This is a genomic window from Pseudohongiella sp. O18 (assembly GCF_021729085.1).
Taxonomy (GTDB): Bacteria; Pseudomonadota; Gammaproteobacteria; order Pseudomonadales; family Pseudohongiellaceae; genus Pseudohongiella.
Genome location: NZ_JAJSAR010000002.1, coordinates 1 through 16,765 on the forward strand (window position 1 = coordinate 1; position 16,765 = coordinate 16,765).

Below are 16,765 nucleotides of genomic sequence, written 5' to 3' on the forward strand. Positions count from 1 at the left end.
CTGGCACGCGCGGTCACGGTGTAGCTGCCCTCTGCCAGCGTGGTGCCGGTGTGGTCAAAGCTCCAGTTGCCCGAACCATTGGCCGTGGTGGTGCCGATAGAGTTGCCACCAATGAACACTTCCACGGTGCTGTTGGCTGCGGCCGTGCCGGAGAAGACCAGGGTCTGATCGGAGGTAATGCCATCACTGGTACTGGTGCCCGCAGTGTCGGTGCTGATTGCAGTGACAGCCGGTTTGGCTGGGGCGGTAATGTCGATGACCAGCGAATAATTATCTGAGGGATCACTTACATTGTTCGCAGCGTCAGTTGCTTTAGCGGTAACTGTATAGCTGCCTTCCGCGAGCGTGGTTCCTTCGTGATTAAAGCTCCAGTTACCCGATCCGTTAGCGGTTGTTGTCCCAATGGAGGTGCCATCTATAAACACTTCAACGGTACTGTTTGCTTCAGCGGTACCTGAGAACGTCAGCGTTTGGTCGGAGGTGATGCCATCTGATGTGTTCGTGCCGGTATCCGTGCTGATTGAACTGACAACAGGTTTTGCAGGCGGTGTTGTATCACCTAGTGAGACTGTGATAGTGCTGGTGACACTGCTCGATGTATTGCCAGCATCGTCAATGGCTGTAATTGTAAATGTCCGGGCACCGGTGGTGCTGCTATTGCCAGAAGTGTTCTGGTAGTCAAGAGCGCGTATGATCGATTGTGCCTGGCTTGCAGACATCGGTTCAGCATCAGCACGGAAGATATCAAAGCGGGATGCGCCGCCATTGTACGAGACGGAATAAGTGACATTATCGACAGTAATACTGGATTGATTACCACTCGTACCATTCGCGTTGAAGGTTGTTGAACCGAGGATCAGCTTTTCACTGTCGCCATTCTGTAATCCCGACACGGTGACAGATACTTTCTGTATCTTGTCGGACGCTTCCGTAACAGTTGCGCTATTGCTGCTGTCGAGGCTGGTTCGAGCACCATTACTGCTCGTGGCACTGTGATTTGCGCCATCACCCGACCCATTCAGGTCGACGACCGGAGCCGTAGCATCCTGAATCAATAGCTCATTGGTAGTAGAGTCATTCAATACATTGCCGGCCGTGTCTCTGATGGCTGCCGTGACTTCATAATAACCAACGAAATCGGTTCCTGCCCGACCCGCAGAGAGTGCATTGGCGTCAGGTATCTGCAGTGTCCAGTTGCTGCCACTCAGAGTCAGATGTCCGTCACCGACGGTATAACGCACACCGTTGACATCGACTGTCAGCTCTTCACCAGAACCAACCGTAGCAGTACCAGTAATGGTAGGTGTCACGTCAAGAACGGTCTGGCTATTAACCGTGACAGGGCCTGTCGGTGCCGTACCGTCAACTACTATCTGCTGTTGTTTGGTATCGCCATTGCTGACCGCTGTAAGAGTGTAAGTGCCATCAGAAAGTGAGGTGCCTGTATGGTTATATGTCCAGACGCCGCTTGAGTTTGCTGTGACGGTTACATTGCTGAACGTGCCAGATGGTCCGCTCAGGCTGAGGGTGACAGTGTCGTTAGCGCCAGTTGTACCATTGAATGTCAGGGTTCGGTCACTGGTTATGTAGTCAAACGCAGTGCCAGTGTCGTCAGAAATTGAGTCAATGCTGACGCCAGTTTTTGTATGAGTTACGCTGCGTGTTGCCACATAAGCATTGCCCTGATCGTCATAATAAGTGGCAGTTATCGTCAGCGTACCAGCTTTCATGGATTTGAGGTTTAGCGCATCAAGGCTCCATGCGTTATTTGAGACGGTCGTATCGTCGACGATAGTCGTCGTACCATCTGTAATCGTTACATAAACGGTGCGGTTGTTGGATACATCAGTTGTTGTGCCCGAGATGACAACTGATCCATTTTCCTCGCTGGTAATCGTATCGTCACCGGCGACAGTGCCAATAGCAATATCGGGTGCGGAGGTGTCGATGACCATCGCCTTGCTGGTGCTGGCTGAGTTGCCAGCTTCATCCGTGCCGGATGCGCTTACTGTGATCTCACCGCTGACTGGTGTGGTTGCCTCAACTGACCAGAACCCACCGGCCTGAACTGTCGTTGTGTATTGGGTTCCGTCGACAGTCACCGTGATGGTGCGCCCAGTCTCGAGATCACTGCTGCCGGAAATCGTCGGCGTGGTGTCACGGGATATATAGCTGCTGGTAATTGAGATGGCCGCGGTGGTATCGATGACGATAGTCTGGGTCGCCTGTGCACTGTTACCTGCTCTGTCGCTGGTCGCGGCAGTCAAGGTGTAGCTGCCGTCAGCTAACGCCGTCAGCGCACTGCGATCAACGGACCAGTTGCCCTCAGAACTTGCGGTTGTATTAACCGAGAACACCTGTCCCGAGCTGCCACTTAAGGTTACAGTGACGGCTGAATTGGCAGTCGCTGTGCCGTTGAATACCAGTTGGTTGTCATTGGTTTTGAAATCCGCGGCAGTACCGGAATCAGTCGTGATAGAACTGATAGCGACAGATGGAGCTGTCGTGTCGATAACAATATCCTGCGTCGATGTCGCTGTATTGCCGTCTACTGTTGATACTGCCTTAAGCTCGTAATTTCCGGCTGCCAGGGTCGTCCCGGTGTAGTTGTAAGTCCAGATACCGGTAGACCCATCCGCTGTCACCGTGGCCAGACTGGTGCTACCCAGAGTAAGCGCGACGGAGCTGCCCGGCTGCGCGTAACCACTGAAAATCAATGTCTGGTCATTGGTCAGGAAATCGGTACTGCTGTTGCCAGAATCGTTACTGATACTTCTAAGTACAGAGCCTTTTAATGTCGTGCTATTCCCATATTGATTTTCGGCTTTGACCGAAATGATGCTACTGCCAGTGTACCCTGAGTCGGGTGCGGTGCCAGAGTCCGGAGTAGCTGCCGACAGGTCAACAGACCAGGTGTTTGATGGATTCCCTGCCTTGACCGTCGCGGAGTACACAACCTGATCAGTCAGATTCCCGTCGCCATTCGGGTCGATTGTGATATCAACCGTGGCGCCTGCGGCCAATGAGGTCGTACCGCTGATTACCGGGAACGCAGTGACAGCTTGATTATCGATAGTAAAGTCGAGCGATGGGGCAGTGATGTCGTTCGCAGTATCAAATGCCTGAGTCGCTGAGGCGGCCAGGTTGTTTCGGCCTGTGACATCACTCGTGGCCGCTCCTGCACCGACGCTGACCGTGATGTTTCCAGTGCTGTTAGCCGTTGGTGTGACGACCAGTGTATAAACCGTCGAGCTGACAGCGGTAAACGTGCCCTTTGTACCATTGGTGACGTTGATATCGCTGGCAGTAAACTCGCCTGTCTTCATTGCCTGGTCGAACGTAAAGGTGAATGTGACATCTCCGGAGGCGACACCGCTGACGTTGTCAGTGATGGTCAATACGGGACTGTCCAGATTCAGTGTGGCCAATTCCGCATCGGTAACGGTGACCTGGCTGTTGCCCGAGCCCTCTGTCACAGTCGCTGTGACCTGGAACTGGCCGTTGGACAGGGCTTGGACTTCTGCTTTGGTCAGGGTGACCGACCAGTTGTTGGTGCCAGCTGTATAGCTTGACCCGGCGGTGGTCGTTTTAGTGTAAACGGTACTGCCATTTTGAGTAATGGTTACCGTTACGGTTTGCGAGGTTCCATTGGTTTCGCCAGAAATGGTGAGACCGCCACTGATCTCATTGCTAGAAACGACGTTGTCCCCGGTAATCGGCTTTACGTCAATAACCCTCGTGGAGTTACCGATGGAGTTGGCAACAGGGCGATTGAAGTCTAGATTCTGTACCAGGTTTCCGGCGGTGTCGGAGGTATTGGCGGGCGCCTTTACTCGCACATAGACTGTTGAGTTGTTACTCAGGTTTGAGGTTGTCTCCGCCGACCAAGATCCGTTCGCCTGAACCGTTGCTGACAGTGTTTGCACAGGGTTGCCGCTGTAATTGGAAGCCGTGTACAGCTCTACAGTCAACACAGTGTTCTGCGGTAAGTCTGTGATCCCTTTGATGACCGCACCGGAAGAGGCCCGTATGGGTGACTGTGTGGTGTTAGAAATGTAGGGTGCAATCTTGTCCAGCGTCGTTGTAGTGGTACGCGTGACAGTCGTTCCATCCAGCGCCCCTTTTACCGTCAGAGTGCCGTTGCTGAGTGATTGCACATCATTTGCGATGGTGACCGACCAGCTGTTGTTGTTGACCTGAACGGTGCGTGTGACCACATTGTTGTTGCTGTCGGTAATGGTCAATATCAGATTGCTGCCGTTTGCGACATTCGTTGTAGTGCCGCTGACAACAACATTGCTGGATTCCAGTGAGTTAAGAAAACCATCGCCGGTAATCAGCTTGGCGGCAGTCGTCGCCTGCGTGACGGCTGTTTCAATGCCAATGCTGCTCATAGTAGGAAGTACGACGGTCAAAGTCTGCTCGGCGATAACTGTGCCATTGTCATCGGTGTAGCTGGCCCGGATGCCGTTTGTTGATTCGAGTCCGGTTGATGGCAGGGATCCTGACAGCGGTGTCGCCGTGGCAAGATTCAAAGACCAGTTGCCAGAGGCATCGGTGCTCACCGAATAGGTCACGTAGCCGGTGCCATCATTGCCCGGATCCACACGGACAATGATGCTGCCATTGTTGACGGTAGACGTGCCGGAAATGGTCGGCTTTGGCAGGTTAGCCGTTGCACTGCTGGTGATACTGACTTGCTGGCCATCGACGACGACCAGTTCTCCTGCGGTTGCGTCGCTGACATTGGTACTGTCGCGCGTCACCGTAGCGACGACCTGGTAAGTGCCAGCGTCCAACGCGCCGCTTACAGTTGCTGTCCAGGTGTTTCCGCTGATGGTCAGTCCGCTGCCACTGGTGTAAGTGACATTATTAATAACCACGCTCAGCGTGTCCCCGGAGATATTGGTCCAGGTACCGGTCACGGTTGGTGTTTTATCCACCGTGGTTTGTGAGTTAACCGTGGGCACGTTCTGACCCGTGGCAGATCCGGTATTGCCAGCCGCATCGGTGCCGGACGCGGTGATCTTGGCAAAGCGAGTCAGACCGCTGGATGACAAAGTGCCCGATGTCGGCGTGGCAGTGCTGATCGGAATACTCCAGGTGCCGCCACTGAGCACGGTCGTCACATAGGTCAGCGAGTTATCTGTGCTGCTGTTATTGTCCGGGTCGATAACGACTGTAATCTGGCTGCCAACGGGGAGGTCAGAGGTACCGCTGATGGTCGGTGTGCCGACTGTCGCGATGCTGTTGACTGTGACCGAGGGGGCTGTTTTGTCCAGCGTCGCAGTCAGCGTGCCGGTGGTGGAGCCACTGACCTGGCTGCCGGAGTCATTGCCAGTAGTCCACAGCTGAGACGTGACGGTCAGCGTGCCGTTATTGAGCGCGCTGATATTGACGTCATCAAGAGACCAGGTCTTGTTGCTGACCTGCACAAAAAACGGATCGACTGAGCCTCCGCCACTACTGGTAACGGTTACCTTGACCCAGGTGCCGTCGGTTACGTTGGAGCCGGTTTTGCCGGTAATATCCAGTGCCTGGCTCTCACTCAGAGAGATATTGCCGTCACCCACGGTGGTAACGGAGACGCTCAAGCCTGACGCGACGGGTTCATCAGGAGTCATCGGTGGCGTGTAAGCGCCAAGGTCGTCAAACGTGGCATTCTTGTTGTATTTGGAGCCCACGCCTGCCAGGTCACCATTGATCGGACCAGGTTGTGTCTGCGACATCAGCACATATTTAACGCTGGTATCTTTGTTGAATCCGCTAATCCCGCTGGTGCCACGCGGACCGACTTCGCCTTTGCGGTCGGTTGGAGAACCAATGGCAAGGACCGTGGTTAGGTCTTTCATCGGTATTCTGAAGCTGACAAAAACATCGTTATTGCCATCATTGCCGCGGTCCGTCGTGCCGTCCCAGTTGGGGTCAGTGCTACTGCTGACGGAAACCACAGAAAAATTGCTGCTATTGAGCGAGTAGACGCCGTTGTTGGGTAGCCAGCCTGGCGGCAATACTGAGGTGGTAGTCGTATTCGGGGAGTTATTGAGCCCCGTGCCCGGATCCATGAGCCTGACGGCGCGTGAGTTGTTGCGGGCGTCGACCGACATGAATATATCAACGCGCCCGTCGTTGTTGGCATCCATGCCGATCAGGATCACACGTCCGACATCGCTCTGGGATGCAGGGTTATCAATACGTACCCGGAATGCGAGGGTGTCGTCATCGGCATTGTCAGGAGTGCCGTTATCGTCATAGGCGGCGTACAGAACCGGGTGGCTGGTGGCACCGATAAGGTCCAGGTCAGCCGCGCCAGACTGTGAGTCACCCTGTGGGTCGAAATTATCCCCCCCCATAATGGGAACCCAGCTGTCTTTTCCTGCAAGATTGACCTGGGCATCCAGTTGGGTGGAAAACGCCTGCAGCGCATTCCGCTCGAAAGGCAGTTCAGACTCGATCGTGCCATTGGCGTATTCCAGCAGCCAGTTGCCACCGTGTTCAGGGTTGGCGGTAACATCCGTGGACGCTGCGACATCTGCGCCAGTCAGACGCGCAAACTCATCTACGAAAAACGAGCCTTCGGCTTCTGCGACGCGACAGCCATACAGCAGAATGTCCGCGTCTTCAGTCAACGATTGGCCAATCTCGTTGAGCAGTTCGGCGTACTCACCAATATTTTCGGTGGTGACGACGGTGGAGCCAAAGTGCTTGCTGCTGGCATCGCCATGAGCCAGCACATGGATAGCATCCATCCGGCCGTTTTCAGACAGCCAGTTGGCGATTTGTTCCAGTCCATCGGTATTCGGGTCCAGCAGGACTACGTCCAGTCCCGGCTTGGCTGCCTGAAGCAGGACCTGATAATCAGGCAGGGACGCATCGACGAATACTACTTCGCGACGTGCATTCAGGGCCAGGGTTTGCGCAAAACGCTCGAGGTTTAACGTTGCCTCAGGGGCAGGGGTGGGCAGACTCTCACCTTCGTCGTCAGCATTAGACGAGACTGCCGCGGGTGACCAGTCACTGTCGTTATTGTCCAGAAATGCCGAGTGTGCCTGCTGTTCGATATCTTCGACGAACATCGTTTCAACCGTCGCATCATCACTCGGTGCATCGACCACCGTGGTGGCCAGTGCTGCATCCAACAACATCCGCGGCTCCAAGGCGAGCAGGGAGTTCTCATAGGTGCTGTGCTGCTTGCGTCGCTTGGTCGTGGAGGTGGTCTGAGTCGGCTTGCTGGCTGAACGATCTTTGGCTGGCATTTTTTTGTTTTCCACTTTTTTGTGATTCACGCGTCCTGCGCGTTGATCACGCGCGCACGTGGATTATCGAATTCTGGATCACAAATAGATACGGATCGGCCGCTCTAATTAGGGAAAAAACGGGGAATAAATTATGACAAGGATCGAGGAGTGATTTATAAAATAGTGGCTTAGCGTTCGTCTTGTTTTGCTCGCCCGGTATTTGGTTGCTCGGATTCGGCTGTGCGCATCAACACCCAGGCGCCGCCGAAGATGGTTCCAATCAACGTAATTGCCAGGATCATCACCAGTCGATATGGGATGGCGATATAAACCCCACCGAAATAGTCGGCGGCCATGGCCAGCAGATTGACGACAACTAGAGCACTGAAAAAGGTTATCCAGATCAGTTTTTTCATCGGCTTGCGCCTCCACCGGGCGTCACGATAGTTTTCCAACGGGCCAACCGGTAGCCCGTTAGTATTCCTCAGTCTGACAGAAACAGGATGCCAGTGACAGCAGTCTCATCACGCTCCAGCAGCACAAAGATGTCATCAAGACCATCGTTGTTCAGATCCTGCATGGCAATATCACTTCTAGGAGTTGCCATCGGCAGGGGCAGGGCAGCATCAGGCTGCCGGTCGCTGACAGCGCGCACGTCGCTGTTGATTTCGACATCAAACTCATCAATAACCCTTCGGATATCGATCTCGTAGTTGTCCACCTGACGGCGGTAATTCAATGATGCGAGGAAGCGATCTTCGTCTGGAGCTGGCTCAGTTGCGACTGCGCGGTAGAAGAGCTGAAGCTGGCCGTCGACAAGAGCCAACAGATCCCTGATGCCCGCCTCAGCTGAGCTGCCCTGCAGTGTTTCGGCGCTGACGATTGCCTGCGCACTGGGAATGACAGCTTCTGTTGAGCGTGCCCGCTCACGGACCTCATTGACGGAACCAATCATCCGGACAACAGAGGGGAAGCGCAGAGCCACCGTAATACGTCGGGATGGGCGGCGGGCAAAATTGTCGCCCTCACTGGGGTATATGTAGGCTTCGAGGTTAATGGTTCCAGAGATGGCCAGCCACAGGAAAACGTCTCCCAATGACACCTGGTCAACCCGCCATAACCACAGGTCGGGTCGTCCATCTTCGTTCTCATCGTGCATGAATACGGACAGTACATTACCACTCGATCGCAGTATCTGGTCAGCTTGCGCCAGGTCCATTCCCAGGGGACTTCCCAGATGCAGGGCCACCCGCCCACCTTCACGCAGAATCAGGTCGTCAACGCCGTCGCCATTCATGTCCTGGAGTATTTCCTCATGAGTCAGTGCCAGCACACCTGTCAGATTGGCAAAATCCAGTTGATCGATATCAAACTCGCCAAGCCGCTCGCGAATGGCCACGCGGTCGATTGATATGTCGGGCTCCTGGGGAAAATAAGCATTGGCCTGTGGCGCGGCAAAAAACACATCCAGCCGTTCGCTGGTGTCAGAAATCAGATCTGGCTGATCATCACCGTTCACGTCCCGCAGGCTCATCAGAGGAATGCTTAGTGCCTGGCCCACATCACGATCCAGTGTTGAGTCTGATTGCAACACGGAACGCAGCCGGATGTCAGAGCTGACCAGAAGCGGGGGTTGAAAGCTGCTATCGCTCGACTGAATGTACAGGCTCAGCTCGCCAGCAGCCGGAATAATCAGATCTTCTCTGCCATCGTTGTTAATGTCACGGGCAAACGTCAGCCTGTGCATGCCTGGCGGTAGAAATCCACTGACGCCATCGAGCACGGTTTCGGCGTCCGTGAACTGACGGTCCTGAAGTTGCCAGCGCATCACGCGGTTGCCATCTATCAGGGCAATCAATGAAAACTCGCCGCTGACATCCCAGCCGACCGACTGACCCGGCATTTCGAGGCTGGCCTGGGGCTCACTGAAGTCGAAGCGAGTCTGTTCACCGCCTGCAGACTGAAAATACAGGTGAACACTGTTTTCTGCGATTGCCAGAATGTCGCTCAGGCCATCGTTGTCCGCGTCCACCAGGATCAGGCTGCTGGTGTCACCAGTCAGCGAGAAATCCATGCGCTGATAACCATCAATAGTGTCAGCGTACAGTGAACTGCCTGCCCAGAGCAAAGCGGCTGCGCCAAGGCTCAGACCGCGGACAGATTGTCTGGAAATTTTCAGTTCAAATATATTCATGGCGCTGACACCAGCATGGTGATGGTATTGGAGTGATACAACAGTATATCTGGTACCGAATCCCCATTCAGGTCGCGCAGCTCAAAGTCGAGAATGGTGCGTGAAGGCACATACTGCCAGAATGGCTGCGGTTCAAAGTTCAGCCGGGCATCAATACGTCTGGCGGTCAGTACACCGGCATCTGTCAGATAGAGTGCGTCCAGGCGGCCATCGCCATCCAGATCACTTTGCAGGTGGATGGGGCTCGTCAGACCACGAATGGTCTGTGCAGAGAAGCTGTCATCCTGCCGGAAGTCGGGACGGCTGTTAAAGACCTGTGCCCCTGTCGCGCTGCCATAGAGAAGTTGACTACGCACGATGCTGGCATTGCGGATCGCATTGACGACCGGAATTGTGTAGTAGGTGATGCTGAGTTGTCGCTGACCATCCCCAGCCACATCAAGCGTTTCCAGCCGCAGATCATAACCACTGAAGCGCATGACCTGATCAGGCTGCCGCAGATCAAAGCGCCCGCCCTGGTTGCGATACAGGTGCACGTCCCAGTCTTCGCCACTTTCCAGAACACGCGCCAGGTCTACCAGCTCGTCTCCATTCAGGTGCAATAAATGAAAATCGCCTTCCATCTCGACCGGCCCCTGCCATACCGGTGTCGTATTACCGTTAGCGAGCTCGTCTCTCGAAAGGATATTGACCTGTCCATAAAGGTCATTGCCAATGTTCAGGAAGACGACGTCAGCCGACCCTTCGGATCGCATATCAGCCAGCACTGCGGATGGCATCCACTGTTCAGTCTCCAGTAGCGTGTCTGCGGCACTATCACTAAGGTCCATGACAAAGCCTTCGAAATCTGAAGCACTGCGCGGAATGACCCTGACCACCAGGCCATCCTGCTCGTTAAATGTGACCTCTGTCGAAAATCGACCCGCTGGAGGTGGCAGCAATGACCGGTCCAGTTCGAGGTTCTCGGTCGTGAACTGCTGTCGTAGTGTGAATGACTCGTGGCCCTGGCCTTCGAAATAGCCGTAACCGTCTGTTCCGGGCAACAACAGGTCAACATAGCCATTGCCGGTCAGATCAGTGGGTGCCTGCAGAAAATAGGTGGTGCGCCGCTGAGGCACGGCTGTGAGCAGGGGCCAGTCAAACAGGTGGCGAATATTGCCGGCATAGGTGGCCTGCGCCGTGCTGAGGCTGAACACAGAAGTGCCGGTAAACAATAGCAATTCATCACCCGGTTCTTCGCGTACGTCAGCGAAGGCCACCGCGACTATTTCAGGGCGAATATCAACGGTGCGCGTAGGTCGAGCCGGGAAACGGTGGTCGGCCTGCTGTTGATGAATCAGCAATTGCCGTCCGATACCTGGCGTCCATTGCGGTATGACGAGGTCGAGCAAACCGTCGCCGTCCACATCGGCCAGCTGGATGTCATTAGGCCATTCGGCTGACGGCGTTTCTGAGGCAATGTAGTTGGTTTGTGCCCAGGACTGAGATCCCGTCAACAATAGCGCAATAAGTATCAGGGGCGGGCGCAACGTTCCCATCATTCCTCCACCAGTTCTCCAAATCCGCTGGCCGCGCGGAAAATGCCGAGCACGCTGTATTCGCGCTCCGGGCCGGTTCGCTGGTACTGAAACAGCGAAAACAGAATCAGGTCGCCCACTCGAAGGCGGGTCTGGTCGGGACTCAGCGATGACTCGTAACTGAACAGCGGCCAGATGCTTAGTTCGCTCAGGCGCGTGCCAGGATGCCAGAGCCGCAGATCTTCATTCATCAGTTCACCGCGGCGCAGGAATTGCAGGTTTACACGATCGCCTGCCTGATAGTTGCTGCTGATCATCGTGACCAGCCCCTGTGCAGACCCTATGCTTTGTTCGTCTACGGCCACAACCACGTCGTCTTCCAGCAGGCCCGCCATCAGCAGGGGGCTTTGATCAAATATGCGGACTATCCTTGCGCCCGTGAGCGGCTCTCCACTTCGGCCAGATAAATGTTCTGTTGTGAATCCGGCCCGCAGCAAAACCGGGTCTGTACGATACAGTTCCACTGGTGGCAATGTCTCATTGCGGATGGGCTGGACCGCAACCGTGGCCTGAAAAACAGTGGTATTGCGGCGGACTTCGAACTCGAAACTTCGATTGTCAGTGGTCTCAAGCACCAACAAGTCCAGAATGTCTGGCTGGTTGCTCGGTAGCCCGTCGATACTGAGGATGACATCGCCAGCCCTGATACCCGCCCGGTCTGCCGGACCGCCGTTGCTGACGCTGCGCACCCTGATGCCCGGCAGAACACTGATATTGGTCAGTGAGTCACTTTCGTTGACCGTCGCGGTCAGACCGAAATCTACTTCGGGCTCGCTGGCGCCACCATCGCCCGCAAGCACAATCTGTTCAGGCGACTGGGAAATAGTGGGTAGCAATTCGCGGGGTTCGGTGCTGACGCAGGCGCTTAGAAGCAGTAGCGACATCCAGCCTGACAGAAAAGCTGATTTGCTTCGGTTGAATCTCATACCGGTTTCCTGTTGATTGCGTACCAGGCCAGTAGCAGCAGGAATATCGCCTGTGGCCAGGGTACCCATTGATTCATCTGCAAGGTAGTTGGATTAATCATTACATCAGAGAAGCCGCGAACCAGGCGGCTGACGTCACGCAGGTAAGAGCTGTCCAGCAGCGATACCAGGTAGCTGGCGTAGATATAGTCAGAGGCTGCACCAATGATCCCTTTAAGAATATCCAGAGCCAGGGTGATGCCCAGCGCTGCAACCAGCGCCTGAGTGCTGTTGCCCGCCAGCACGGACACCAGCAGTCCCATCGTGATGGCTGCTGGTAATGGGATAATCGCCAGTAGCAAACCCAGGCGCAGCTCTGTCAGTATTTCCGAAGTGCCGATCAGTTCGTAGCCATCTTCGACCACCGGACCAAAGTCCCAGATCAGCCATGCACATGCCGTGCAACTGACTAAAAGCACCACAATGGAAGCAATGCCGAGCAAATGAGCATGCGCCAGCTTGACCATCAGCATGGTTCGACGGCTGGCATGACGGATCAGCAGGTGACGGAGTACGCCGCTGTCTTTGTCGTTGGCAAGGCTCCATGCGGCATAACCTGCCAGCAGCAGTCCGATCAGTGTCAGTCCGGTTGCGTAGGCGTCCACCAGGGTACCCCAGGCATCAGCACCTTCGATCTGCCCGGCGCCCATGCCACCAAACATCGTTTCACTGGCCTCGCGGCTTGCCGTCAGCATGCTGGTCAATACCAGTTGTGCACAGGCAATCAGTGCGGGGAGAATAACCACAAGTCGTGAGGCATGACTGCGCAGACCGACATAGATTTCTGCCCTTAACGCCACCCGGAAGGAGCTGATCATGACGCCTCCTGCAGCGAGCTGTCAGCGGGTGCATTAACGATGTCCTGAAAAACCTGATGCAGGCCGCGCCGTATCGGTTGTAACTCGGATACCGAGATGCCAGCCATTACCAGTCGTCGGTTAATCTCGGCAGCGTGAAGACCCACTGTCTGCAGGTTCAGCTGGTTCTGTTCATGCGATGATATGCGGATGGCAGGGTCTGACTGAAGCAGCGCTACTGCAGCGTCAGCCTTGTCGCAGACAATACGCAGTTGCGTGTCTGCGCTGCCCGCGAGGTTCTGCAGAGTTTCGGTCAGGGAGATGCGGCCGTTATGCAGGATGGAAATGTGCGTACAGATGCTTTCCAGATAGGCCAGCTGATGGCTTGATAACAGGAAGCTGGTCCCGGTCTGGCTGTTCAGGTCTTTGATCAGTGCCAGAACGTCGTCTACGCCACCGGCGTCCAGGCCGTTAAACGGTTCGTCCATGACAATAAATTGTGGTCGCCCAAGCAGCGCGTGAGCGATAGATACACGCCGGCGATTGCCCAGCGACAGTTGTCGAATCCGGTAATGGCTGTAACGACTGATGCCGAGCATGTCCTCGACCTCCGCCGCACTGCGAACCGGTTGCGGGCACAGCATTCTGGCGTGTGTCAGCACCTGCCTCACGGTCAGTCCGCTGTGCAGGCCCGGCGTGTCGAATATACCAACGACTGCACCATGACATTGCCAGATATCGGCCGGTTGCCTGCCGAGAATCCGGACGTCCCCCGACTGAAATGACTGCATGCCCAGTACACATTCCATTGTTGTGGTTTTCCCTGAGCCGTTTAGTCCTACCAGCCCATGGATGGCGCCGGGTGTCACTGTCAGATCGATGCCCTTTAAAACGTCGACGGCAGCAAACCGCTTGCGCAGGCTCGTTACTGACAGGATTGCATCCGTTGCCTTCATGCCGGTTACTCCGAAACCTGTTTTATTCCACAAAAACGTCGTCGACACTCAGCGTCTGCACGGTCCCCAGACGCGAAAGCGCTTCAAGGTCGATCCGATCAGTATCGCCTACAATGGAAATGAATTTGGGACGCCCTGCGACATGATTTTGCTGGAACTGAAGCATGTCTTCGAAGCCAGCGCTCTGCAATTGTGCGAACTGCTCGGGGCGCGGATCGCTGTTGTAGCCGAGTCTCTGCCACGCACGAACCATTCCCGGGACCTGCCGGGCGCTGGTGGTTGCGGTGCGATAGTCGTTTATCTGCGAGCCGTATGCGTCAGCAAAGCGCTCGAATGACTGAGGCATGTTGTCGATCAGGTCCACAAACGCATCGAGCGCATCAATGGCTTTGTCGTTCTGGGTGCCAATGACACCAAGCATCAGGTTTTCTGCATCCTGGCGTCCGCCCTGCGCGTAGCGCGCGGCTGCCGAGTATGCCAGTGCCCGGGCTTCTCGCAACTCCTGAAACACGACACTCGACATTCCAGAGCCGAAGTAGTTGTTGTACAGAGATGAGGGAACTGTCAGTGTCGGGTCATAGGTCGTGTCCGGGAACTCGATACGGATCTGGGCCTGGGCAGTGTCGCGATCAATGACGTAGATCTGATTGTCCTGAATCTCGCGCGCAAACATAAGCTTCTCGGCCGGCGGCGCCATCAGTTCGCTGCCAATCTGGTGGTGCCCGGAGACAATCTCTGAGACTGTCTGCAATGGCATTGAACCCGTGTAGGAAATACTGTGTTCGTACTTCAGCAGTTGCGGAATCAAAGCCAGCAGGGTTGGCGCGTCGACGCTGCGAATCTGTTCGCTGGTCAGTGACTGCAGCATCGGTGACTCGTCGCCATAGCGGTTATAGAGATAAAGCGCCTGACTGATGACCGCGGGGTTCTCTTTCTGGTCAGCGCGAGCCTGCAACACGGTACGTTTCAGATCTTCGAGTGTCTGTGCGTCGCTCTGCGGATCGCTGATCAGCGAGAGCATCAGTGTCAGCGACTCTTCGAACTGCGGATCCATGCCGGCAATCGAGATCTGGGTTTCGTTACTGCCAACGCTGAAGCTGAAATCGCTGCCCAGCCGATACCACTGCTTTTGCAATTCTTCCGCCGGGTAGTCGACAGTGCCAGCCTTGTCCAGCAGCGCAGAGGCCATACTGAGCAGCTCATTCTGCTCGGTACCAACCTCAATGTTGATCGAGAAAGTGAACAGGTCGTTTAGTTCATTGTGTGCATAATAAATGGGCACATTGGGCGCGAATTCAGCGACCTGATAGTCTACGCCGGCTTCCAGAAATCGTGGTTCGATTTCATCATAGGGCATGGCCAGAATGTTGGCTGCATACTCGGACTGGCGGGAGGGGTCGATATTGACCGGGTCGATTTGTGGTTTCTCTACCTCAGGAATATCCGCCGGGCCATCCAGGCGGTGCACGGCCACATAATTCTGATCACTGAAGTAGCGATTGGCTACATCAATTACATCCTGCTTGGTGACGCGTTCCAGTCTGCGGATTTCGCCGATATGTGTGTTCCAGTCAGCATGAGACAGGAAGGCTTCACGCATTTCAGTGACGCGGGCGACATTGGATTCCAGCGATCGTTTTTCCATGCGTTTAAAGTCATTGACGATGGCGGGCAGAATCCAGTCTTCGAATTCACCCTGTTTGATCATCTCGATCTGCTCCAGCAGCAGTTGCTCTACCTCTTCCAGCGTCTGGCCCTCGCGAGGCACGCCCCACAGAGTCTGGGCGCCATAGTCATTATGAAATTCCGGCGAGCTGCCGGCCGCCTGGACGCGCTGGCGCTGATTAAGATTCAGGTTGATCAGACCGGCAGTGCGATTGTCGAGAATCATGTCGACAAGCATCAGGGCTTCCTTGTCAGGGTGGCCATTCGGGACCGTGCGAAACGCCATGGTGACCTGTTCCTGGCCCGGGTAATAAACGGTAGCGCGCTCAACCTCGGTAATGGGTTCTTCCTGCCAGCTCTGGGCTGGAGGCAAAGGCTTGGACTCCCACTTTGAAAAGTGTTGTGCAACTGTGTTGATGGTCTGCTCAATATCAATATCGCCACTGATAAAGATGGCCATATTATTGGGAACATAATAAGTGTCGAAGTAATCCTGGATGTAGACCAGCGACGGATTCTTCAGATGCTCGGCATCACCAATGGTGCTTTGCTGGCCATAGGGGTGGTTCTTGTAAAGCAGGTCCGCCAGGGCGTAGTAAGAAATGCGGTCGCGGTTATCCAGTGTGCGGTTCTTTTCTTCGTAAACAACTTCGAGCTCCGTGTGGAAAAGACGGAACACGGGGTTGATGAAACGGTCCGATTCAATGGTCGCCCACTGTTCCAGGCGGTTGGCAGGCAGACCTACTTTGTAAACTGTCTCTTCGTGCCAGGTGTGCGCATTCAGGCCACTGGCCCCCATAATGCTGTAAAGCTTGTCAAATTCATTGGGGATGGCGTATTCGGCAGCCTGCTGTGATGCCTGGTTGATCTGGCTGTAAATGGCAGCGCGTTCGACCGGGTCAGCGGTATTGAAGTGTATCTCGTAAAGCTCGCGAATCTCGTCGAGATAAGGCTTTTCAGCCTCATAATCGAGAGTGCCCAGCTGCTGATTACCTTTAAACAGAAGGTGTTCCAGATAGTGAGCCAGGCCGGTTGCATCCGCAGGGTCATGCTTGCTGCCGGCTCGAACCGCTATTTCGGCGTAAAATCGCGGCTCTTCAGTATTTCGGCTGAGGTAAACGCGCAATCCATTGTTCAATTCGTAAATATGGGCATTCAGCGGGTCAGTTGCATTCGGTGGATAGATGCGGGTGTACTGGGCTGTTGCCGGCTCGCTCTGGGCGGCGCCAGTGTCAGCCGGCGTCGTGGATTGCTCGGGACTGCAGGCGGTTGCCAAAAGGGCCAGTACAAATGTCACTGCCATTGCGCTGTGACCCAGGATGCCACGATTGGAGCCTGTGCCTTGAGCTGTACCGTACATCTTCATGTTGTTC

Annotated in this window: 8 protein-coding genes; all 8 read right to left on the reverse strand. The window is 55.0% G+C overall.

Annotation, left to right across the window (positions count from 1 at the left end):
* Positions 1–7,256 (reverse strand): Ig-like domain-containing protein (locus tag LVD14_RS07345; protein ID WP_237133444.1); only part of this gene is annotated, 7,256 nt, incomplete at its 3' end.
* 170 nt (positions 7,257–7,426) lie between these two features.
* On the reverse strand, positions 7,427–7,654 hold the full coding sequence (locus LVD14_RS07350; protein WP_237133445.1) for a hypothetical protein: 228 nt from the start codon (positions 7,652–7,654) through the stop codon (positions 7,427–7,429).
* 68 nt (positions 7,655–7,722) lie between these two features.
* Positions 7,723–9,432, reverse strand: coding sequence for an FG-GAP repeat domain-containing protein (locus LVD14_RS07355; protein ID WP_237133446.1), 1,710 nt, complete (start codon positions 9,430–9,432; stop codon positions 7,723–7,725).
* On the reverse strand, positions 9,429–10,973 hold the full coding sequence (locus LVD14_RS07360) for an FG-GAP repeat domain-containing protein (RefSeq protein WP_237133447.1): 1,545 nt from the start codon (positions 10,971–10,973) through the stop codon (positions 9,429–9,431). Before LVD14_RS07360 ends, LVD14_RS07355 begins: the two co-directional genes overlap by 4 nt.
* Positions 10,970–11,935: a PDZ domain-containing protein gene (locus LVD14_RS07365; protein ID WP_237133449.1), complete on the reverse strand. Its 966-nt coding sequence runs from the start codon at positions 11,933–11,935 to the stop codon at positions 10,970–10,972. The genes LVD14_RS07360 and LVD14_RS07365 overlap by 4 nt, the downstream gene beginning before the upstream one ends.
* Positions 11,932–12,792 (reverse strand): ABC transporter permease subunit, encoded by an 861-nt coding sequence (locus tag LVD14_RS07370; RefSeq protein ID WP_237133450.1) that lies wholly within the window; start codon positions 12,790–12,792, stop codon positions 11,932–11,934. Before LVD14_RS07370 ends, LVD14_RS07365 begins: the two co-directional genes overlap by 4 nt.
* On the reverse strand, positions 12,789–13,727 hold the full coding sequence (locus LVD14_RS07375; protein WP_237133451.1) for an ABC transporter ATP-binding protein: 939 nt from the start codon (positions 13,725–13,727) through the stop codon (positions 12,789–12,791). Before LVD14_RS07375 ends, LVD14_RS07370 begins: the two co-directional genes overlap by 4 nt.
* Positions 13,728–13,749: 22 nt before the next feature.
* Complete coding sequence (locus tag LVD14_RS07380; protein WP_237133452.1) at positions 13,750–16,758, reverse strand: M16 family metallopeptidase; 3,009 nt, start codon at positions 16,756–16,758, stop codon at positions 13,750–13,752.
* Positions 16,759–16,765: the final 7 nt, after the last annotated feature.